The organism is Bacillus haynesii (assembly GCF_001969855.1).
Lineage (GTDB): Bacteria > Bacillota > Bacilli > Bacillales > Bacillaceae > Bacillus > Bacillus haynesii.
On the sequence record NZ_MRBL01000003.1, the window covers coordinates 284,743 to 306,924 of the forward strand.

Annotated in this window: 18 protein-coding genes and 3 pseudogenes; 16 read left to right on the forward strand and 5 right to left on the reverse strand. The window is 46.9% G+C overall.

Annotated features, from left to right (window positions below; all coding sequences use genetic code 11):
• Positions 1 to 69 precede the first annotated feature (69 nt).
• The 7 genes from BTA31_RS03490 to BTA31_RS03520 all read left to right on the forward strand — a co-directional run bounded on the left by BTA31_RS03490 (position 70) and on the right by BTA31_RS03520 (position 8,022).
• Positions 70 to 1,005: a cation diffusion facilitator family transporter gene (locus BTA31_RS03490; RefSeq protein ID WP_076788901.1), complete on the forward strand. Its 936-nt coding sequence runs from the start codon at positions 70 to 72 to the stop codon at positions 1,003 to 1,005.
• A 227-nt stretch (positions 1,006 to 1,232) separates the two neighbouring features.
• Entirely contained in the window at positions 1,233 to 2,018 is a 786-nt protein-coding gene (gene sufC / locus BTA31_RS03495; protein ID WP_003185044.1) for a Fe-S cluster assembly ATPase SufC, read from the forward strand.
• Between the two features lie 17 nt (positions 2,019 to 2,035).
• Positions 2,036 to 3,349, forward strand: a complete 1,314-nt coding sequence (gene sufD / locus BTA31_RS03500; RefSeq protein ID WP_076788902.1) for a Fe-S cluster assembly protein SufD — start codon at positions 2,036 to 2,038, stop codon at positions 3,347 to 3,349.
• Positions 3,349 to 4,569, forward strand: coding sequence for a cysteine desulfurase SufS (gene sufS, locus BTA31_RS03505; RefSeq protein WP_076788903.1), 1,221 nt, complete (start codon positions 3,349 to 3,351; stop codon positions 4,567 to 4,569). Before sufD ends, sufS begins: the two co-directional genes overlap by 1 nt.
• Entirely contained in the window at positions 4,559 to 5,005 is a 447-nt protein-coding gene (gene sufU, locus BTA31_RS03510; protein ID WP_020452866.1) for a Fe-S cluster assembly sulfur transfer protein SufU, read from the forward strand. Before sufS ends, sufU begins: the two co-directional genes overlap by 11 nt.
• Before the next feature lie 18 nt (positions 5,006 to 5,023).
• Positions 5,024 to 6,421, forward strand: coding sequence for a Fe-S cluster assembly protein SufB (gene sufB / locus BTA31_RS03515; RefSeq protein ID WP_003185037.1), 1,398 nt, complete (start codon positions 5,024 to 5,026; stop codon positions 6,419 to 6,421).
• Positions 6,422 to 6,900: 479 nt separating this feature from the next.
• Positions 6,901 to 8,022 carry a response regulator aspartate phosphatase gene (locus tag BTA31_RS03520; protein ID WP_076788904.1) on the forward strand — a complete coding sequence of 374 codons (1,122 nt, stop codon included), beginning with the start codon at positions 6,901 to 6,903 and terminating at the stop codon, positions 8,020 to 8,022.
• Positions 8,023 to 8,362: 340 nt separating this feature from the next.
• On the opposite strand, the gene BTA31_RS03525 is transcribed toward BTA31_RS03520, so the two are convergent.
• Positions 8,363 to 8,776, reverse strand: coding sequence for a hypothetical protein (locus BTA31_RS03525; RefSeq protein WP_076788905.1), 414 nt, complete (start codon positions 8,774 to 8,776; stop codon positions 8,363 to 8,365).
• A 158-nt stretch (positions 8,777 to 8,934) separates the two neighbouring features.
• On the opposite strand from BTA31_RS03525, the gene BTA31_RS03530 reads away from it, so the two are divergent.
• The 5 genes and pseudogenes from BTA31_RS03530 to BTA31_RS22365 all read left to right on the forward strand — a co-directional run bounded on the left by BTA31_RS03530 (position 8,935) and on the right by BTA31_RS22365 (position 12,907).
• Positions 8,935 to 9,312: a hypothetical protein gene (locus BTA31_RS03530; protein ID WP_278192825.1), complete on the forward strand. Its 378-nt coding sequence runs from the start codon at positions 8,935 to 8,937 to the stop codon at positions 9,310 to 9,312.
• Positions 9,313 to 9,342: 30 nt separating this feature from the next.
• Positions 9,343 to 10,203 (forward strand): DMT family transporter, encoded by an 861-nt coding sequence (locus tag BTA31_RS03535; protein WP_076788907.1) that lies wholly within the window; start codon positions 9,343 to 9,345, stop codon positions 10,201 to 10,203.
• A gap of 65 nt (positions 10,204 to 10,268) precedes the next feature.
• Positions 10,269 to 11,390, forward strand: coding sequence for an NAD(P)/FAD-dependent oxidoreductase (locus BTA31_RS03540; RefSeq protein ID WP_076788908.1), 1,122 nt, complete (start codon positions 10,269 to 10,271; stop codon positions 11,388 to 11,390).
• Positions 11,391 to 11,613: 223 nt separating this feature from the next.
• Positions 11,614 to 12,453 carry an FAD binding domain-containing protein gene (locus BTA31_RS03545; RefSeq protein ID WP_043927137.1) on the forward strand — a complete coding sequence of 280 codons (840 nt, stop codon included), beginning with the start codon at positions 11,614 to 11,616 and terminating at the stop codon, positions 12,451 to 12,453.
• Between the two features lie 15 nt (positions 12,454 to 12,468).
• Positions 12,469 to 12,907: pseudogene (locus BTA31_RS22365) on the forward strand ((2Fe-2S)-binding protein).
• Between the two features lie 30 nt (positions 12,908 to 12,937).
• On the opposite strand, the gene BTA31_RS03555 reads toward BTA31_RS22365, so the two are convergent.
• The gene (locus tag BTA31_RS03555; RefSeq protein WP_479688707.1) at positions 12,938 to 13,705 is read right to left on the reverse strand and encodes an endonuclease I family protein; all 768 of its coding nucleotides are present in this window, start codon (positions 13,703 to 13,705) and stop codon (positions 12,938 to 12,940) included.
• A gap of 124 nt (positions 13,706 to 13,829) precedes the next feature.
• Positions 13,830 to 14,876 (reverse strand): anthranilate phosphoribosyltransferase, encoded by a 1,047-nt coding sequence (locus BTA31_RS03560; protein WP_076788910.1) that lies wholly within the window; start codon positions 14,874 to 14,876, stop codon positions 13,830 to 13,832.
• Positions 14,877 to 15,119: 243 nt separating this feature from the next.
• On the opposite strand from BTA31_RS03560, the gene BTA31_RS03565 reads away from it, so the two are divergent.
• The gene (locus BTA31_RS03565) at positions 15,120 to 16,526 is read left to right on the forward strand and encodes a YfcC family protein (protein ID WP_076788911.1); all 1,407 of its coding nucleotides are present in this window, start codon (positions 15,120 to 15,122) and stop codon (positions 16,524 to 16,526) included.
• A 178-nt stretch (positions 16,527 to 16,704) separates the two neighbouring features.
• Positions 16,705 to 17,901: an MFS transporter gene (locus tag BTA31_RS03570; protein ID WP_076788912.1), complete on the forward strand. Its 1,197-nt coding sequence runs from the start codon at positions 16,705 to 16,707 to the stop codon at positions 17,899 to 17,901.
• Between the two features lie 112 nt (positions 17,902 to 18,013).
• Here BTA31_RS03570 and BTA31_RS03575 read toward each other — a convergent pair.
• Positions 18,014 to 19,612, reverse strand: a pseudogene (locus BTA31_RS03575) (PucR family transcriptional regulator).
• A 304-nt stretch (positions 19,613 to 19,916) separates the two neighbouring features.
• Between BTA31_RS03575 and BTA31_RS03580 the strand changes: the two are divergent.
• Together BTA31_RS03580 and BTA31_RS03585 are read left to right on the forward strand one after the other, a co-directional pair.
• Positions 19,917 to 20,108 (forward strand): annotated as a pseudogene (locus BTA31_RS03580) (M20/M25/M40 family metallo-hydrolase); the annotation flags it as partial.
• A 15-nt stretch (positions 20,109 to 20,123) separates the two neighbouring features.
• A complete protein-coding gene (locus BTA31_RS03585; RefSeq protein ID WP_076788913.1) occupies positions 20,124 to 21,350 on the forward strand; it encodes a pyridoxal-phosphate-dependent aminotransferase family protein in 1,227 nt (408 codons plus the stop codon).
• 243 nt (positions 21,351 to 21,593) lie between these two features.
• On the opposite strand, the gene BTA31_RS03590 is transcribed toward BTA31_RS03585, so the two are convergent.
• Positions 21,594 to 22,178, reverse strand: coding sequence for a TetR/AcrR family transcriptional regulator (locus BTA31_RS03590; protein ID WP_076788914.1), 585 nt, complete (start codon positions 22,176 to 22,178; stop codon positions 21,594 to 21,596).
• Positions 22,179 to 22,182: the final 4 nt, after the last annotated feature.

Genomic DNA, 22,182 nt, shown 5'->3' on the forward strand with positions numbered 1-22,182 from the left:
TGACCATAATTAAAGGAAAAGGTAAAATTTAAATATGAATAAATGATCATATATTGAGGAGGCTTTATAATGGCTCATTTTCACGGTCATACAGGCCATAGCCACCATGGCAACCGATCAGCAAATCAAAAAGCGCTGTTCATCAGCTTCGGTTTAATTTTTACTTTTATGATGATTGAAGTGATAGGGGGAATATTCACGAACAGCCTTGCTTTGCTGTCAGATGCGGGACATATGCTCAGCGACGCTGCAGCGCTTGGTTTCAGCTTCTTGGCATTTAAAATGGGGGAAAAGGCCGCAAGCGCGAGCAAAACATTCGGCTACAGGCGCTTTGAAATTTTGGCTGCGTTTATCAATGGGATCACCCTGCTTTTGATTTCACTTTATATTTTTTGGGAAGCATACAATCGCTTTTTCAGCCCGCCGGAAGTCGCGGGAAGGGGTATGCTTGCAATTGCGACGGTTGGTCTGTTCGTCAACATTGCTGCGGCCTGGATAATAATGAAAGGCGACACAAGCGAGAATTTAAATATGCGGAGCGCTTTTTTGCACGTCATCGGCGATATGGTGGGCTCTTTCGGAGCGATCATCGCAGGCCTCCTTATGCTTTTCTTCAATTGGAACATCGCCGATCCAATCGCGAGCGTCGCCGTCGCGGTTTTGGTTCTTGTCAGCGGCTGGCGGGTGACGAAAGAATCGGTGCATATATTAATGGAAGGAAAACCGAAAGACATTGATGCGGAAGCGCTTAAAAACGGCCTGCTTTCCATTCCGTCAGTCAGGGAGGTTCACGACCTCCACATTTGGTCGATCTCATCTGCTATGCCGTCATTAAGCTGCCATATCGTGGCGGATGAAAACAGTGACAGGGATAGAATTTTAAAACGAGTATCAAAATATCTAAGGAAAGAATGCAACGTGGAGCATGTGACGGTTCAAATAGAAGGGGAGCGCTGTTCCCCTCATGAATCGTGCAGCCTGGGAGCAAACCATCCCCGCTCTTAATGACGGATATACCGCTGGTTTTCGATAGCTTGGAAATAAATTCCGCCTTTCTGTCCCGGGAAGTTTTCTAGCCCCAATCTCTTTAAGAACAAAACGTTTTTTGTTAAACTTGAGAACATGTACACGAAAAGATAGGAAGACTATTGTTGTATTCAATTTTCATTTGTTATAAAATTAGAATGAGAATAAATTGAGAATGATGATTATATATATTGGAGGTATATTTCATGGCTGCTTCGACATTAACAATCAAAGATCTTCACGTTGAGATTGAAGGAAAAGAGATTTTAAAAGGTGTAAACCTTGAAATAAAAGGCGGGGAATTCCACGCTGTAATGGGACCGAACGGAACGGGTAAATCAACTTTATCCGCGGCGATTATGGGACATCCTAAATACGAAGTGACGAAAGGAAGCATCACGCTTGACGGCAAGGACGTTCTGGAAATGGAAGTGGACGAGCGCGCTCAGGCCGGCCTGTTTTTGGCTATGCAGTATCCGAGTGAAATCAGCGGTGTTACAAATGCCGATTTTCTCCGTTCAGCGATCAACGCGCGCAGAGAAGAAGGCGACGAGATTTCTTTAATGAAATTCATCCGCAAAATGGACGAAAACATGGAATTTCTTGAAATGGACCCTGATATGGCGCAGCGCTATCTGAACGAAGGTTTTTCAGGCGGTGAGAAAAAACGCAACGAAATCCTTCAGCTGATGATGATCGAACCGAAAATCGCGATTCTTGACGAAATCGATTCAGGTTTGGATATCGACGCCCTTAAAGTCGTTTCAAAAGGAATCAACAAAATGCGCGGCGAGAACTTCGGCTGCCTGATCATCACGCACTATCAGCGCCTCTTGAACTACATTACGCCTGACCATGTGCATGTCATGATGCAGGGCCGCGTTGTGAAATCCGGCGGACCTGAACTTGCACAGCGCCTTGAGGCTGAAGGATATGACTGGATTAAGCATGAGCTTGGAATCGAAGACGAAACTGTCGGTCAAGAAGCGTAAGCGTTAGGGGGATAAACATGACATTGGAAACAAAACTATCTGTAGATCGGGAATATGTCAAAAGCTTCTCTGAGAAGCACCAGGAACCGGCATGGCTGCAAGATCTACGCTTAGAAGCGCTCGCAAAAGCAGAAGATCTGCCGCTGCCGAAACCTGATAAAACAAAAATTGCAAATTGGAATTTTACACGGTTTGATAAGCATACTGTAGTAAATAAACCGCTTGATTCTTTGGATGATCTTTCAGATGAGGTTAAATCGCTGATCGATCTTGGAAATGAAGACAAAACGCTTTATGTCCAAAGAGACCAGACGCCGGCTTACCTTTCTCTTTCAAAAGAGCTGCAGGATAAAGGCGTCATCTTTACAGATATTCATACTGCGTTCCGCGAACACAGTGAGCTTGTTAAAAAATACTTTATGAAAGACGGCGTAAAAGCCGATGAGCATAAATTAACTGCATTGCATGCAGCGCTTCTGAACGGCGGAGCCTTCCTTTACGTTCCGAAGAACGTCGAACTGGAAGCTCCGGTGCAAGCTGTTTATGTCCATGAAAGCAATGATACAACGCTTTTCAACCATGTACTTGTCGTTGCAGATGACAACAGTTCAGTCACATATGTAGAAAACTACATCAGCACGGTGAACCCTAAGGAAGCGGTCTTTAACATCGTGTCAGAAGTGATCACAGGCGCGAATGCCCGCGTGCAATACGGTGCGGTCGACAACCTTTCCGCAGGGGTAACGGCTTATGTCAGCCGCCGCGGAACTGCACTCGGACGCGACAGCAAAATTGAATGGGCGCTCGGTTTGATGAATGACGGAGACACCATTTCTGAAAACACGACAAATCTGCATGGAGACGGCACATTCGGCGATACGAAAACGGTTGTCGTCGGCAGAGGAGAACAGACTCAAAACTTTACAACGCAGATCATTCACCACGGAAAGCATTCAGAAGGCTATATTTTAAAACACGGCGTTATGAAAGATTCCGCATCTTCGATCTTCAACGGTATCGGAAAAATCGAGCACGGCGCGTCAAAATCAAATGCAGAGCAGGAATCCCGCGTTCTTATGCTGAGTGAAAAAGCGCGCGGCGACGCCAACCCGATCCTTTTAATCGATGAAGACGATGTAACGGCAGGTCACGCTGCCTCCGTCGGCCGCGTCGATCCGGTTCAGCTCTACTATTTGATGAGCCGCGGAATTCCAAAAGAAGAAGCAGAGCGCCTCGTCATTTACGGCTTCCTCGCACCGGTTGTCAATGAACTTCCGATCGAAGGCGTGAAGAAGCAGCTGGTCTCTGTGATTGAAAGGAAAGTAAAATAATGAATGCTAAAGATATTCGCGAACAGTTTCCGATTCTCAGCCAACAGGTCAACGGACACGATCTCGTTTATTTGGACAGCGCGGCTACCTCGCAAAAGCCGCGCGTCGTCATCGAGACGCTTGATGAGTATTACAACTCTTACAATTCCAATGTCCACCGCGGCGTTCATACATTAGGAACGAAAGCAACGGATGGATATGAAGGAGCACGTGAGAAGGTCAGGAAGTTTATAAACGCGAAATCGATGCAGGAAATTATTTTTACAAGGGGTACGACAACGGCCCTGAACACGGTTGCGCTCAGCTATGCCCGCGCAAACCTCAAGCCCGGTGATGAAATCGTCATTACACCGATGGAGCACCATGCGAATATTATTCCGTGGCAGCAGGCTGTCAAAGCAACCGGCGCCACGCTGAAGTACATTCCGCTTCAGGAAGACGGAACCATTTCCCTGGACGATGTCAGGGAAACGGTGACGGAAAATACAAAAATCGTCTCTGCAGCGCATGTTTCAAACGTTCTCGGTACGATCAACCCGATTAAGGAAATGGCCAAAATCGCGCACGAAAACGGCGCGGTCATGGTCGTAGACGGTGCGCAAAGCACGCCTCATATGAAAATTGACGTCCAGGATTTGGACTGCGATTTCTATACGTTTTCAGCCCACAAAATGTGTGGTCCGACAGGAGTCGGGGTATTGTATGGAAAAAAAGCATTGCTTGAAAACATGGAACCTGCAGAATTCGGTGGAGAAATGATCGATTTTGTCGGTCTTTACGAATCGACTTGGAAGGAGCTGCCTTGGAAATTCGAAGCCGGTACACCAATCATTGCCGGTGCGATCGGATTGGGAGCGGCGATTGACTTCCTTGAAGACATCGGACTTGACGAAATATTGGCGCACGAGCACCGTTTGGCGGCATACGCGCTGGAGCGCTTTAAAGAGCTTGAAGGCGCTGTTGTCTATGGTCCGCCCGAACGTGCAGGACTTGTAACCTTCAACCTTGAAGACGTTCATCCGCACGATGTGGCAACCGTGCTTGATGCAGAAGGGGTCGCCGTCAGAGCCGGCCATCACTGCGCACAGCCTTTAATGAAATGGCTGAACGTTTCCGCCACTGCAAGAGCGAGCTTTTATCTGTATAATACGGAAGAAGACATCGATAAACTGATTGAAGCTCTTCAGAAGACAAAGGAGTATTTCACAAATGTCTTTTAATGTGAACTTGGATACACTGTATCGCCAGGTGATAATGGATCACTACAAAAACCCGAGAAATAAAGGGGTTTTGAATGACAGCATCGTCGTTGACATGAACAACCCGACATGCGGTGACCGAATCAGACTGACGATGAAGATAACGGACGGTAAAGTAGAAGATGCAAAATTTGAAGGCGAAGGATGCTCAATCTCAATGGCTTCTGCGTCTATGATGACACAGGCGATCAAAGGGAAAGACGTGGAGACTGCCCTTCAGATGTCACAGATCTTTTCAGATATGATGCAGGGCAAAGACTACGACGATTCGATTGATTTAGGCGATATTGAAGCCTTGCAAGGCGTTTCAAAATTTCCGGCCCGGATTAAATGCGCAACATTGTCATGGAAAGCCCTTGAAAAAGGCGTTTCCAAAGAAAACAGCGATAACGAATAAAGATTGGAGTGAAAATGGATGGCTAAGAAAATGCCGGATATCGGCGAATATAAATACGGTTTTGCCGACAAAGACGTTTCCATTTTCCGTTCAGAGCGGGGATTGACAAAAGAAATCGTTGAAGAAATTTCACGCATGAAAGAAGAGCCACAGTGGATGCTCGACTTTCGCCTGAAATCTCTTGAACACTTCTACAATATGCCAATGCCGCAATGGGGCGGAGATTTAAACTCATTAAACTTTGATGAAATCACGTACTATGTAAAACCTTCTGAGCGTTCAGAAAGATCATGGGACGAAGTTCCTGAGGAAATCAAACAGACATTTGACAAACTCGGAATCCCTGAAGCTGAGCAAAAATATTTGGCCGGTGTATCCGCGCAGTATGAGTCAGAAGTCGTTTACCATAACATGAAAGAAGACCTTGAGTCGCAAGGGATCGTCTTCAAAGACACAGACAGCGCCCTTAAAGAAAATGAAGACATTTTCCGCGAGCATTGGGCAAAAGTCATCCCGCCGACTGACAACAAGTTTGCGGCCTTGAACTCAGCGGTATGGTCAGGCGGATCATTCATCTATGTGCCAAAAGGCGTAAAAGTGGATACTCCGCTGCAAGCATACTTCCGCATCAACTCAGAAAACATGGGACAGTTCGAACGGACGCTGATCATCGTAGACGAAGGCGCTCACGTTCACTATGTAGAGGGATGTACGGCACCTGTTTATACAACGAACTCCCTTCACAGCGCGGTTGTTGAGATCATCGTTAAAAAAGGCGGATACTGCCGTTATACAACGATTCAAAACTGGGCGAATAACGTCTTTAACCTTGTGACAAAGCGTGCGGTTTGTGAAGAAAACGCGACGATGGAATGGATCGACGGAAACATCGGCTCCAAGCTGACAATGAAATATCCTGCCGTTATCCTGAAAGGCGAAGGCGCGCGCGGCATGACGCTCTCTATCGCCCTTGCAGGAAAAGGACAGCATCAGGATGCCGGTGCGAAAATGATTCACCTTGCACCGAATACGTCATCCACAATCGTTTCAAAATCGATCTCAAAACAAGGCGGAAAAGTCACATACCGCGGAATCGTCCACTTCGGACGCAAAGCCGAAGGCGCCCGCTCAAACATCGAGTGCGATACGCTGATCATGGACAACAAATCAACTTCTGATACAATCCCATACAATGAAATTTTGAACGACAACATTTCATTGGAGCACGAAGCGAAAGTATCAAAAGTATCTGAAGAGCAGCTATTCTACTTGATGAGCCGCGGTATTTCTGAAGAAGAAGCAACAGAAATGATCGTCATGGGCTTCATCGAGCCGTTCACAAAAGAACTGCCGATGGAATACGCGGTTGAGATGAACCGTTTGATCAAGTTCGAAATGGAAGGGTCTATTGGTTAATTATTGAAAAAAAGGGTGTAATCAGATTTCGATTTGATTGCACCCGAATAAACTTTATGTTTGTGTACCGCAGTTATAATCTATGCCTATCGATTTTCTAAAAGGCGTAGAAAATGTATCTGCGGTTTTTTCTTGAATAGATTAAATGATAATTCATACGGTCAGAGGACTTTAGCTTTTTATTTCATAAAAGAGGTTTGAATTTTCCCTCCTAACGATTAGTTATGCCAAATTACATATCAACAGGAAAATATAATCCTTCATCTGTTCTGCCTTCCTTCCTATACTTCTAAAATTCACCCGAACACGGAAAACGAATCATATTGATTAGGTCAAAAAACCCCTAACTTTTAAAGATTTCTTAGAATGTTGTTGTGAAAAATTATTCTTTTATGTAAAATGATGACTATGAATAAAAAGGAAATTGCTATTTTGGGTTTTTAGAAAAATTATAATCTTGCAAGAAAGGAAGAGGATATGTGAGCGTGATACCATATGATTTGGTTGCGACGAAAATGAATTTTTGGTATACAGCCTTAAAAAACAATTGGACAGGCAAGGCTGAGGATACTAAGAAAGAAGTTGAACGAGAATTAGAACAAATGGAACAAAATCAGGATGTGATTGTCTATTACAACTTACTGCTCTTCCGGCATAATCTTCAACTTGATTATATGTATTCTAAACCCGGTGTAAATTTAAATAGTCGTTTTGATGAGTTCAAAAAGATTCGCGATCAGAACAATCTGGAAGGAATGTTGGATTATTATTATCATTTTTTCGCTGGAATGTATCATTTCAGACAAAAAGAATTAATCCTTGCGCTGAATTTTTATAGGGATGCCGAGAAAAAACTCGATTCTTTTGATTGTGATGAACTGGAAAAGGCTGAATTTTATTTCAAGGCATCTGAAGTGTATTACCATATGAAACAAACCATCTTTTCGATGAATTATGCAAGTCGTGCGTATAACTTATTCAAAAAGTATGATACTTACGGTGAGCGTCGAGTACAAAGTCAGTTTATTATTGCAGGTAACTGGTTAGATCTAATGTATCCCGAAAAAGCTCTACATAATTTAAATAAAGCACTTGAAGAGTCGCAGAAACAAAGAATCCTACACCTTATAGGTTCATCACATTTAAACATTGGAATATGTTATAACCAACTGGAAGAACTCGATAAGGCAACCGAACATTTTCAAAAGGCCCTGAATTTATATAAAGAGGAGAATCTCAGTTTTTTGCCAAAAACATTATTCAACCTCGCACATGTCAGGGCAAAGCAAGGAAAGTTGTCAATAACTGATGACCTATACTATGAAGGCAAAGAGTTGGCTGAAAAGAACAAGAATTTAGATATGCTTGCAAAGTTTGATTTAATAAAAGGGCTTTATCTTTCATTTGATCTGGATATGGTTCGCGAATCGTTCAAGTTTTTCGAAAGTAAAGGCAAGTATGCAGACATGGAGGAATACGGTCTTATAGCAGCAGAACTATTAGAGAAAAAAGAAAAAATTCGAGATGCAGTGGAATTCTACCGGATAACAGTTAATGCGAGAAGACAAATTCAAAGGAGTGCTTTTCTACATGTAAACTAAATCGTTCTAGGGGTAGTTAAAGCAGCAGGATTTCTTACTATAAAAAAGAAATTCCCCCAGCATTATTAAAACCTCAAATTTTGAATACTTGAGTATTATTTTAAGTAATCGCAGAAAGAAAGGACGGTCTATGGCAAACTATTTAAAATCCAGAATTGTATCTTATCTGTTTATTCTTTTGGGAGTAGGGGCCGGATTTGCAATTTGCGAGGTATCAATGAAAAATCCGGATTACTCCTCAGTTTGGGAGGTCTTTATCATAGGCTTTACGTTTGGGGAATGCTTCATGATTAGAAAATGGTTAAGGCGGGAGACGGCATGACAAAGAAGTGGTTTTGTATCAATGATCGGCCCGCCTAGATTTCCCGTCCCATTGAGCTGTATAAAGAATTTCAACTGTTATTCGATCGACGAACATTTCTACAAGGTTGCCTGCGAGGAAATGATAGTCATAAAAATATCCATCTTCATCAACAATTTTTATTCCTGCGTCTATATGATCTTCATGCAGGATTCCTCTTATTAAATAGTTGTAACGATCTCCAAGCCGCTGCAGCCCTTTAGTTTGTGTATCCGCTTTACACAGGTCGAGTTTATCTAAAATGGTAAAGCTGATCATGACGGGATACTCTTTCCCCTCTTCTATAAAGTAGGGACAGACAGTCGAAAAGCCGGTAAATTCATAACCTTGTATTTCAAGAGTAACTTCTTCTTCTATATGCGGGTTTAATTTTTTCACCTTCGCTTGATACATGTAAATCATCTCCTTTCACCCACTTATACAGTATTTGTCCATTAAAAGAAGAACAGGATCTTCTTGGCAAATATCTTTATTCGATCATATTGTCATGTATAATGGAGAGTATAGCATGTGACATTCATACTGTATAAGAAAGGATATGACCAGTGAAAATGTTGAAAAAGGCTGTGTTAATAGCCGCTGTTTTCTTGCTGGCCGCATTTGCCGGGAGTACTGAAGCCTTTGCTATGCCTTCCAAAGGCGCGGTGAAATTCAGGACGGATGCCAATACATATATGAAATCCGCCACTTCGATCGTTGTCACGGGAAAAAGTCCTGTTACGGGAACGATGATTGCCGTCCGGCTGATCAATAAAAAAGGAACTGTCCTGATCTATCGAGATGTTCATTTAACACGCGGAAAGCCTCATTTTCGGGTGAGCTTCCCGACGAAAAAGCTGAAACCAGGCAAGTATGACGTCTGGGTGGATGCCGTCAAAGGAAAGAAGTGGCACGGGGAATTGAAGCGCTACATTGTCATCAAACATTGAGCTCCTTTATCATGAACGGAGGGCTGTGTAATGACTGTCGTGGGTTTTTGCGTATTATTATGTTCTGCATTTATCCATGCATCGTGGAACTACCTTTCTAAAAAAGCCGATGGAGGCGTTCCGTTTATCTGGCTGTTCACAGCGATTGCAGCCGTTGTCTACACGCCGTTGGCCATAGGTGTTGTCATATATGAAAAGCCTGAGATCGGCATCTGGCAGCTTGTCATCATCATGGCGAGCATCTTTGCTCACTTGGGCTTTTTTCTTGTTCTTCAAAAAGGGTACAAAAAGGGCGATCTTTCCCTCGTCTATCCGATCGCGAGGGGGACAGGCCCGCTGCTTACCTGCGTGCTGGCGGTCGCCGTTTTTGGTGAGACATTGACGCTGCCCGCTATTATAGGGATTCTTTTGATTGTGATCAGCATTCTTTTTTTTACAGGGGGAGTCAAGCGGTTAAAAGAGTCAGGCTCGTTCACCCCGGTTCTTTACGGGCTGGCGATCGGCGGTATTATTGCTGCATATACCCTCCTTGATAAAGCAGCGGTCAGCCGCTTTCTCGTTCCGCCATTGCTGCTGGATTATTGCAATACGCTCGGCCGTCTGATCATATTGACTCCTTTTGCCGCGAAAAGCTGGAACGAAGTCCGGTTTGAGTGGAAGCATCATCGGATGGAGGCTGTCGGAGTGGGGGTTTTTAATTCTTTGGCTTATGTTTTGGCGCTGAGTGTCATGGTATTTGCTCCGGTCAGCTATGTGGCGCCGGTTCGGGAAATCAGCATTTTAATCGGAACGGTGATGGGGGCGGTTCTTTTGTCCGAAGGTTTCGGACGATTGAGGATCATCGCGGCTGTTTTTATGGTGCTTGGCGTGATATCGGTAGCCGTTGGTTAGGTTGTGTTCCATCGGTGTGATCCGTTATATTTGTAGAATAAACAGAAATGAAAAAGGTGTTAGTCATGAAATCTTTTATTGTAGTCGGAGCGGGCATCCTCGGCGCTTCTGCCGCTTATCATCTTGCAAAAAAGGGCGCGGATGTGACATTGATTGACCGCGGAGAGCGGGGAAGGGCTACAGATGCCGCGGCTGGAATCGTCTGCCCCTGGCTTTCGCAGCGTAGAAACCAGGCGTGGTACAAGCTTGCAAAAGGCGGTGCGGCGTACTATACCGATTTAATCAAGCAGCTTGAAGCTGACGGAGAATCGGAGACGGGGTATAAACGGACAGGCGCTATCAGCTTGCATACAGACGAGCGAAAGCTGGAGAAAATGGAAGAACGGGCGCATCTAAGGCGCAAAGATGCGCCTGAAATCGGCGAGATCACCCGTTTATCCCATGAGGAAACGAAGCGTTTATTTCCGCCTTTGGCAGAGGGATACGGCTCGGTTCATATCAGCGGAGCCGCGCGCGTAAACGGAAAAATGCTGCGCCGCTCACTTGTGAACGTCGCACAAAAATACGGAGCTTCTGTTGTAGCAGGAAACGCTTCATTACTCTATGAAGGAAACCGGGTAACAGGGATCTCCACAGCGGAAAAGAAAATATACGCTGATCAGGTGCTGGTCACAGCGGGAGCTTGGGCGGACGAGCTTTTGAAACCGCTCAGCGTGCGTTTTTCAGTCAGCCATCAAAAAGCGCAGATCGTTCATCTTCGTCTTCCTGATGCGGAGACCGGCAGCTGGCCTGTTGTGATGCCTCCGAATGACCAATACATACTGGCATTTGAAGACGGCCGGATCGTTGCCGGCGCTACTCACGAAAATGAAGCTGAACTGGATGATCTGCGGGTAACGGCCGGCGGCCTTCACGAAATTTTCTCAAAGGCGCTTGCCGTTGCGCCGGGGTTGGAATTGAGCGAGCTGCTTGAGACGCGTGTAGGCTTCAGGCCGTTTACACCGGGATTTCTCCCCGTGATCGGCTCATTGCCGAACATTTGCGGGCTGCTCGTTGCCAACGGTCTCGGCGCTTCAGGGCTTACGTCAGGTCCGTACCTTGGCGCGGAATTGGCAAGGCTCGCTTTGGGAGAAGAGCCTGAGCTTGATATCGCTTTATATGATCCGGCCGGCGCGCTTGAAAGTTAAATCATCATCATATAGAAAAAGTTCACTCAAGCTTCGAGTGAACTTTTTTCTTGTTTACAGTTTTAAAATAGAACATTTTTCAATATAAATTCATGGAGGAAAATTTTAGAAAAATAACCCGGCTTTATTTGAAGTGCATGCGGGTTTTTTGGAGCGGCCGGCGTTCCGTTGAATCGGCTGCCTCTGATTCCCGAACAAATTTGGAAAATGAAGGAGGGTCGCCATGATCCAGTTTGACTTTGAGTATTACAGGCCCCAATCTGCGCAGGAAGCGGTAAAGCTCTTTCAAAGCCTGGAGCGGGAGGGGAAAAAGCCGGCGTATTGTTCCGGCGGAACAGAACATTTGACGCTCGGACGGCTGAATGTGATCCATACAAATGCCGTTATCGATATTAAAGACATACCTGAGTGCAGGACTTTGCAATTTGAACGGCATCACCTTGCTTTAGGCTCAGCATTAACATTGACGGAGATCACGGAAAACGGCGGCTTTCCGCTGTTAAGCAAAGCGGCGAGAGAAGTGGCCGACCATACGGCGCGTAATAAGATTACGCTTGGCGGCAATATTTGCGGGCAGATCTTTTACCGCGAAGCAGTGCTCCCTTTTTTATTAACCGACAGCAAAGTGCTGACAATCGGAGACGAGGGGGAAAAGCGCTATTTGATTCACGACGTATTTGATCAGCAGCTGCGGCTGAACAAGGGAGAAATCCTCATTTCGCTTTTGATTGAAGAACGCTATGTTCATCAGCCTTTTGCAAGCATAAAAGTGAGGCAGCAATGGGATACGGGATATCCTCTGGCAACGATTTCAGCTCTCGAAATAGACGGACGCGTCCGCTGTGCATTCAGCGGTGTCTGCCCTTTTCCGTTTCGCTCCACTGAAGTGGAATCTGCGTTGAATGACGAGGCACTCCCTGTTGATCAAAGGGTGGAAGAGGCGATCAACCGCTTGCCCGGCCCTGTTTTGGACGATGCGCAAGGTTCCGCAGAGTACCGCAAGTTTGTCATCAAACATACGCTGTTTGACATTCTCGGCATGCTGAAAAAGGAAACCTTATGACAAAGCGCTAAAAGGATGGAAGTAACCCTTGAGATGAACGGAGAAAAAAGGCCGGCTTCCATCAACCGGCCGACACGCTTTTAGATATGCTCAGGAGGAAGGCTCGGATTAACAGGCGTAAAGCCCGGCTGTTGAACGGAGACTGCGTTGCCTGCACTGTCAGTGTAAACAATCGGCCGATGAAGTCGAGCCTCATGCTGGTCGCCGAGTGCCAATTGAAGGGCTAAAAGCACTCACCGATTCACGACGTCTTTATCCGTCATTTTGCTTTTCAATGCGGCTGCTGCACGCCGGTTTTATCATGAACTGCTGCCATTTGCTGATTAAAAACCATCCGGACGCAGATGACGCCGTCATGAAAGAATGGCTTGAATCCAATATTTGCAGGTGCACGGGGTACCATGAAATTGAACTTGCCGTAAAACTGAATCCGAACAAAAAAACAGAGGTTTAAAAAAGAGCGCTGGGCAGGCGTTTTTTTTGTTCAATTCAAATCGCCCGAGCCCCAAATATCCTCCGCCCATTCAGGGTGATCAATGAACGGATTGCGGTTATGCTGGTATTGCTGATAGATGATATCGTTCCGCTTTCTTTCGAGGGCATCGACAGGGTCTTCATGATGCCATTTCAATAAAACCGACATTTTTCCGTGGTACGGTTTAGATCCGTTGTTCGTTGTGTCGTTCATTTCTAGATCCGGATGACCGTCGTCCCCTTCATAGCGGATCGCCATATAGAAAATCATTCTGGCGACATCGCCTTTGATGCTTTTGTCGGGTTCCCACGAATCGCCGTCATAGTAGTTTCCGGGAGCGCCGGGATAGGGGCTGCCGCCTTCGTCAAAATCAAGGTTTCCGCGGGCGGCATTTACTTGCACATCGCTGGGCCTGAGGTGATGCAAATCTGTTCCGGGCCCTTTGCTTGTCCCGAAATCACCGTGTGATTTTGCCCATACGTGCTCGCGGTTCCAATCGCCCGTTTGCCCCCCGTTCGCCTGTTTAGAGCGCGACTCCCTGGAATATAAGAGAATCACGTTGTTTCGATTGGACGGATCTTCGTCCGTTGCTTTCAGCGCTTCCCATACCTCGCTGTAAGACAGCTCTCTATGATCGTCGATCGTGTCGTGAAGCGCTTGTTTTAAAGCTTCACCTGTTTTGCCTTGCGCCTGTTCGTAGTAATCTGCCGGGGCTGAGGACTGGGCGTGTAAGGAAAACAGCTGGAAGGCTTCTGCGTTTTGGATGGGCGCGCACATCGCTGACAACATCAAAATAAACGGTATGACACACTTTCGGTTCATCTTTCGATCGCCTCCTTTTCATTTCTTTCATTATCCAATCTTTTCATGAAAAGGAAATATCATTTTCGTTACGGTTTTCTTACGGTCTTGTAAATGAAGCTTTCCACCTTTCAAGGGCCTCCAGGCCGGCTTTTTCTTTCAGCTGTTTTTCCGCCGTTCGGACGCCTTCTTCAATGGCCGTGCAGTGTCCGAATAAATAATAGCGCAATGCGGTATTCATGATGACTTGTTTTCTTTCGTATTCGGTATCTGCCGATTCGTCTCCGGCGAGAACGGCTGTTATTTTTTCCGCCTGCTCCTCAGCAGACAGCGGTTTGTTGAGCTTTGCTTCCTCTGCGTAAAGTCCGTATTCTTCCGGTTTTAATATAAAAGAATCGATCTCGCCGTTTTTTATCGCAAACACAAAGCTGCCTCTGTGGACCGGCACGTCTTCCGCGCCTTCCGCGCCCTGGACAATGAACACTTCTTTGTACGTCAAGCGCTGAAAAACGGGATGCATTTTCTGAATGGCCGTCCGGTGAAACGCACCCATCATGAGCTTGTCGGCATCAGAGAAGTTGACCAGTTTTTCTGCTGTATTCAGCACGGTGCGGACGCCGATTTCCTCGCGGATTTTCCTCATGCGAACAAACGGTTTGCAAAATGTTTCGGCGGCGGCGAATCCGATTGAGGCTTCTTCCAGTGAGTGTGCCGTTTGCGCCGGATTGGTCTCAGAAGGGATTCCGAGTTTGTCCAAGACATCTTTTATGCTCGTTCCATACTTGGGCGGCAATGCATCACTGCCGTGGAGAAACGCAGGAACGCCGTTTCCTGCGAGAAGGAGCGAGACGGGAATGGTTGCTAAAAAAGAATGTCTTCCTGTGTAAGGTCCCGCAAAATCGATGACCGCATCTTTTACAGCTTTGGAAAGGCTCAGTGTTTCCGAGCTGTTCCGCAATGCTTCGGTAAACGCGAGCAATTCTTCAGGGGACTCCGTTTTGATCCGCTCCGCTATTAAGAATGCGGCGGTCTGAGCGGGGCTTGCAATTCCCGTAATGATCGCTTCTGCAGCCTGTTTGGCCTCTTCATAAGCTAAATCGCGGGCGCCCCTTTTTCCTCTTGCGACTTCTTTAATCCACTGCTGCAATGTGAACGCTCTCCTTTACATGCTGATCTTTCTTATGACTTTACATGAAAATGCAGAAAAGGAACAGTAAAGATTGTCAGCTTAATGATTGATAGAAAATGTGACAATTTTCTGGATTGGTCGTGTCGATTTAGGTATTTTAACTGAAAACACGCTGAAATTCAGAGGATTTTTCAATGCTATTCATGCTGTGATCATTTAATATGTTAAAAAAATTAACACGGAAGAAGGGGATGAGCGAAAATGGGAATGCCGGCTTACAAAACAGAAGACTTGAAAAAGAACGAAAAACGCAAAAAAGAATTTCCGCATATTTATGTCATTCTGGCTGTCATGATTGGTCTAATGGCGCTTATGACATATGTTATTCCAGCAGGCGAATATGAACGGGTGGAAAGTCCGGACGGCAGGGAAATGATCGATCCAGCGTCCTATAAACGGGTCGAACAGACGCCGGTTGATATGCTTGGCTTGCTTACGGCGGTTCCGAAAGGGATGACGGAAGCGGCTCCGATTATCGTGTTTACATTTGTGATCGGCGGCGCTTTTGCCGTTCTGAGGAAAGCGTCTGTCATTGAGCTCGGCGTCCGTCTGCTGGCCGATCAGTTCAGGAACAAGCCGGTTTTCGTTACGCCTGTCTTAATATTCGTTTTTTCCGGCATTTCCTGTTTTATCGGGACGCCTGAGCTTTCCATCGTTTATGTCCCTGTCATTCTTCCTCTGCTGCTGTCTTTCGGGTATGACCGGATGACAGCAGCAGCAATCGCATTGTGCGGGACGATCGCCGGCTTTACGAGCGCTTTGACAAACCCTTTTACCGTGGGGACCTCACAAATGATTTCCGGTCTCCCACTTTATTCCGGGATGGGGTACAGGGCGGTTATCTTTGTTGTCATTACGGCGATTGCCGCTGTATATGTGCTCAAATATGCGGAAAAGGTCAGAGCGCATCCTGAAAAAAGCCTGACGGGCAAGGAAGCAGTCGAACCAGTGCAGGCTTTTAAAGCAGGCGGACGGGTGAAATGGGCCGGGATCGCGGCGCTTGGGTTGTTTGCCGGCTTAATTGGCTGTGTGATTTATTTCAGGTGGGATATGCTGACAATGGCGGGCTATTTCCTGGCGCTCGGCATCATTCCTGCTTACATTGCCGGTATGAGCTCGAGAGACATTGCTGAGTCCTTTAATGAAGGTTTTAAAGAAGTGCTCGTCGGTGCGATGATTTGCGGCATTGCAAGAGCTGCAGCGGTCGTTATGGCGGACGGGCAGATCATGGATACGATGGTTTACGGCTTGTCCCATGCGGTCTCACAGCTTCCTTCTTATTTCACGGTTACGGCGATGCTTTTTACACAGATGCTGTTTAACTTTTTTGTTCCAAGCGGAAGCGGACAAGCTTTAATTATGATGCCGATTATGGCGCCTTTGGCTGATATCGTCGGGATTACGCGGCAGACGGCGATTCTGGCCTTCCAATTCGGAGACGGTTTTTCAAACATCGTCTTTCCGACATCAGGTTACTTTATGGCGACGCTTGCGATCAGCCGGATTGCCTGGAACAAATGGCTGAGATTCATCCTTCCGCTGTTTTGCCTCTGGATGGGAGCGGCCGTGATTTTCCTGATGTTTGCCAATGCCGTCGGCTGGTCGTAAATGGATAAAAAGGCGGGGAATCCCCCGCTTTTTTTATTTCCCATTCTTCCTTGAGAAGAAAAAATATGCAAAAATATGAAAAAACTAGACTTTAAACCTATCTGTGGATATACTAATTTAGTAATTGTTCGAATTTAAGATTGTCCGGTATTTTCGGGCTGAAGGAAGGTATCCGCGGATGAAAAAGATGGCCAGATTGTATATTCTCATGCTGAACGTATTCATCGTTATGCTTGGTATAGGCTTGATTATTCCACTCATGCCTACGTTTATAGAAGAATTCGGCGCTTCGGGCAGCACGCTCGGATTGCTGATTGCGGCTTCGGGGATTACCCAGCTGCTGTTTTCGCCCGCTGCCGGGGAAATGACCGATAAATACGGAAGACGGAAAATGATCATTTTAGGCATCGGTGCGTTTGCGGTTTCCCAGCTGCTTTTCGCCTTGGCGAGCCAGATGTGGCTGCTGTTTGTTTCCCGCCTTCTCGGCGGAGCGGGAGCCGCATTTTTGGTGCCGGCCATGTTTGCCTACATCGCTGACATCACATCGGAAAAGGATCGAAGCAAAGGGATGGGGCTGATCAGCGCCGCGATGTCTCTCGGCTTCGTCATCGGTCCGGGAGCAGGCGGATATTTGGCGGCGTTCGGGCTCACCTTCCCGTTTTACGTGTCAGCCGGATTAGCCGGCTTGGCGACGGTTTTATCGCTTTTTGTCCTCCCGGAAACGCTCAGTCAAGAAAAGATGCTTGAAAAGCGCCGCTCCGCTCAAAAGCGCGAACCGCTCGCTAAGCAAATGGCGCGCGCGCTGCGATCGCCGTATGCATTTCTGTTTGTCCTCGTGTTCATCCTGAACTTCGGGATCATGAATTTCGAGGCGGTATTCAGCCTTTATGTCGATCATAAGCACGGCTTCACACCGGGAGACATTGCCTTTGTCATTACAGCAGCAAGCCTGATCGGTGTGTTCGTCCAGGCGGTGGCTCTCGGGATGCTGACGAACCGCTTCGGCGAAAAAAAGCTGATGAACATGACGCTGATCGGTTCAGCCGCAGCGCTTGCCGTCTGCTCGATTGCCGGTTCGTACTGGCTCGTTTTCGGTGCAACAATTGTTTTCTTCATGCTGACGTCTATCCTCCGTCCGGCGATTAATACGCTGATTTCAAAAATGGCCGGTGATGAACAGGGCTTTGCCGCAGGCATGAACAATGCGTTTATGAGTCTTGCCAATATTGTCGGACCGACGGTGGCCGGTCTGTTATTCGATGTGAACGTAGAAATTCCATATATTTTTGGTGCGGTCGTTCTCGTGCTCAGCTTTTTGGCGGCAGTCAGCTGGGGGCGGAAGCAGCAGGCACGCACAATTCCCGAAAATGTATAAGGGAGCCGGCACATATGCCGGCTTTTTTTATGGTGAAATGCTCAAATCATCAGAATGCCGGCGCGGCTTTACATCCTCCGATTGCCGCGTGGAAGAAAACTGTTGGAATTGCTCATAACCCAAGCAGCATTTGAATTCTGAGCGCCAGTCTCAAGCGCAGGGTCGTGTCCGCATCTTTCAGGCTTTTCCCGAGCAGTTCCTCGCATTTTTCAAGCCTGTAGATGACGGTGTTTCTATGGACGTACAGGCGCTTGGCCGTTTCAGAAATCTGACAGTGCGTTTCCAGATAGACGGACAATGTTTGCAGGAGCCCTGGGTCATCCTTCGGCAGGCTGGCAAGCTGATGCAGCGCATGCGTGTAAAATGTCTTCAAATCATCAGCCGGAATCATGCGCAAAAGTTCTGACACGTCTTTCATATGGTACGTCTGGATGAACTCGGTGCTTCCTGACAAATGGCCGGAGTGGAGCGCGTCGACGGCTTCTTTACAAATGTGCGGAACGTCGCTCAGCTGATGGCTGAGGTTGCTGATTCCGAAAGAGATCGTCCGCTGAAAATGCTCAGATGCATGGCGCTGAAACGTCTTTAAAAATCCGCCCACGGCTGCATTCATTTCAGCCCAGCTGTCTGTGGCCTCGGCCAGCAGGAAGCATACGTTTCCTTTTGTGAAAAGGTGCGGAGGAAACGGGAACTCAACCAGCTCTTCTTCCAGGCGCTCGAACACGGAATCTGATTCGAGCTAATTCTCTGTGAAGCTGAGCGATTTTTCGCGGCGGTCCAATTTGCCGGCGATGCACACATATTTTTGATCCCATTTGAGCTTAAATTCTTTGGCCCGGTTTTTGATTTCTTCAGCAGAGGAAAAGGCGCCGTCCAAAAAATTGCTGAAAAACTCGTTCCGCGCTTTTCGCGAATACTGCTTGAGCGCATTTTCCTTCATCAGCTCAAAGGCGATGACATTGGCGGCTTGTTCGAGTGTTAACAGCAAGCCTTTGTCTGAAGCGGAAATCATTCCGCAGACAACAAGGAAGCCGCATTTTTTTTCGTGAGTATAGATCGGAAATACCGAATAGGTTTGTTTGTCGGAAAGTGTTGAAAAGCAGGTGAACCCCGTTCTGCTTCCTTTTTGAAATATTCCTTCATAAAGCGAAAGCGCACCGGCGGCATCCGCTTTTGAGGAGGCGATCGGCTTGAGGTGCTGATTGAATAGAAGAACGGGAAGGTTCAAAACAGCAGAGACGTTATGCAAGAGCGATTGAATGCTTTTTCCGCTCATAATATGGCTTGTGAACTTTTTTTGGGCGGTGATGGCCTGTTCGAGTTCCGCCGTCCGTTTGTCTAAAATATGGCTCAGTGTATGATTGACAATATCACCGAGGCGGACATCTTCATTTAGCTCGATGATCGGAAAAGACTGCTCGTCGGCAAGCTTGATCACCTCGTCGGGTATTTCCTGCAAAAAACGCGTTTTGATGCCGAGTCCGGCGCAGCCCCGCCTGATCATCTTTTCAATCAATTCCTTCAATAAAAAAGGCCGGTCTTTCAAATGATAAGCGGTCGTGACGAGGAGCTCGCCATAATGCAGATAATCGGCAATATCTGGTGCATCCATCATATTGATATGTTCGATGTTCCGGGTCCCGCCCGTTTTTCCGGCGGCAAGCATTGCGCCATTAAACACGGGGAGTTTCATCATGTCATAGATATTCATTGATCTGTACAGACCTCCTTTGTTATTTTAGTCATTTTCAACAAAAAATGAGCGGATTTATGACATTTATGCCGATGCTTATTTTTTATGTTACCAGTAAACTTGTATTTATATAGAGAGTTGTAAAGAAATATAACAAGAAAATAGAAAGGAAGTTTCTTTACATGACAATTGGTATCCATAAGACCGGAGAAAGTACAGCCCGCAATATCGAAGACATGATCAATTGGCTGGCATCATTCGGTGAAAGCGGAGAAGGAGGGGTGACAAGGCTTCTCTATTCAAAGCCGTGGCTCAGCGCCCAGCGTTTCAGGAGATGGTCAGCGGGGCGGGGCACGATTCCCAGGTTTTCGGCCCGCATTGCCCGACAACGCTGCTGTTTGTTCCGAGCCGGAACGGTATCAGCCATTCGCCGGAAGAATGGACAAAACCGGCTGATCTTGTAACTGGCGTTGAGCTCTTGACCCATGTATTATACAGGCTGGCATATGAATGAAAGGAGAAAAAGATCATGACAATTGGTGAAATGAATATTCCGAAACGGACAATTATGACTCCCGGTCCTGTCGAGGTTCATCCGAGAGTGCTGAGGGCGCTTTCCTCGCCTGTACTGGGACAATTCGACCCTGCATTTACAGACATGATGAACGACGTCATGGCGCTGCTCCGGCAGATTTTCCGAACGACAAATAAATGGGCATTTCCGATAAACGGGACATCGCGGGCCGGGCTTGAAGCCGTCCTTGCCAGTCTCATCAAACCGGGGGACCGGGTGCTCATTCCCATTTTCGGACGGTTCGGCTATCTGCTTGCCGAGATTTGCGAACGGTACCGGGCTGATGTTTATACGATGGAATGCCCATGGGGAGACGTTTTTGAACCGAAAGAGATCATCTCCGAAATCAAACGGACGAAGCCGGAGATTGTCGCGGTTGTGCACGGTGAGACATCGACGGGATGCATTCAGCCGCTCGAAGAAATCGGCCGGGCCTGCCGGGAGCTTGATGTGCTTTGTGTAGTCGATGCGGTAGCTACAATTGGCGGCACAGACGTCAATACGGATGAATGGTGCCTTGACGCGGTCGTCGGAGGTACGCAAAAGTGTTTATCCGTTCCTTCCGGTATGGCGCCGATCACATTTAACAGCCGGGTTGAAAAGCGCATCAATGAAAGGAAAAAGGTAGAACGGGGCATTGCCACAAGAGAAGATATCGAGCTTGAAACAGGACGCTTGCCGATTTCCAGCAATTATTTTGACCTCGGCATGCTGATGGATTATTGGAGCCCGAGGCGCCTCAATCATCATACAGAAGCGACTTCGATGCTGTACGGCTTGCGCGAAGGAGCGCGCGTCGTTCTTGAGGAGGGGCTCAGTGAACGATTCTCAAGACACCGGCTCCATGAAGCAGCGCTAATCAAGGGTATCAAAGCGATGGGACTCGAATTGTTTACGGAAGACCAGAAAAAGCTGCCGACCGTCACTTGTGTGAAAGTTCCTGATCGGGTTGACGCAGATCTTGTCAGGAAGATGATGCTTGACGATTTCGGCGTCGAAATCGCCAGCTCTTTCGGGCCGTTGGCCGGAAAGATATGGAGAATCGGAACGATGGGGTACAGCTGCCGGAAAGAAAATGTTCTTTTTACATTGGCTGCTCTCGAAGCGGTTCTCATTCGCACAGGTGCTTCAGTATCGCCGGGAAATGCGCTTCAGGCGGCTCTGGATTTCTATCATGAGTAGGCTTCTGAGGAGGAGGAATCTCATGAAAACGTTTGACTTGCTTTTGAAAGGCGCTTCCGTCGTGTGCTCAGAAGGCGTAAGGAAAATGATATAGAAATGAAAAAGTAAATAATTGGAGATATCAAACAAGAGCATTAATCAAGAAAAGCAGGCTGAGAAGCCTGCTTTTCCTTATTTGTGTGTGAAAAGACTTCGGAGTTTGATAATCGGGCTTTCTTCTGGTGCAATCCGATCGATCTGTGCCTATTCCAACGATGTGATATAACCGGCCAATACAGAATCGATCCTTTCAGCCGTCAGCCTTTCAGGGTCCATGATCAAATGAAGCGCCAGCCCGTCGACAAGGGCGTATAGATGCTCGGTTTCCTTAAGAACATCGATCCCGGTCTTTTTTCCGGTTTTCACCAGCATTTCAACAGCCGATTTGCAGGCTGAATAAATGCCTTCATTCATCTCCTTTCTCAACGGTTTGAGCTCCGGATCGCTGAGTGATTTGGCTGTAAATGCATACCATGCCTCCATTTCCAGTTTTCGCTCTTCATCAAGAGGCATAAGCTGAAAAAGAAGCTGTTTGACGTTTTCAGCCGGTGTACCGTTAAATGTCATGTTTTCGATACGCGTTTTGACCCGGTTTGCCACAAGCCTCATTGAATAAATGAAAAGCTCAGACTGATGGGGAAAATAATGGCGCATCGACCCGGCCGACAGCCCGGCTTCCTTAGCGATATTTCTGACGGTGCATTGTTCAAGTCCATCTCTGTGAATCACATTCCACACCGCTTCGGCAATTTTTTCTTTTTGTTTTTCGTGATCAACTATTTTTGGCATACAC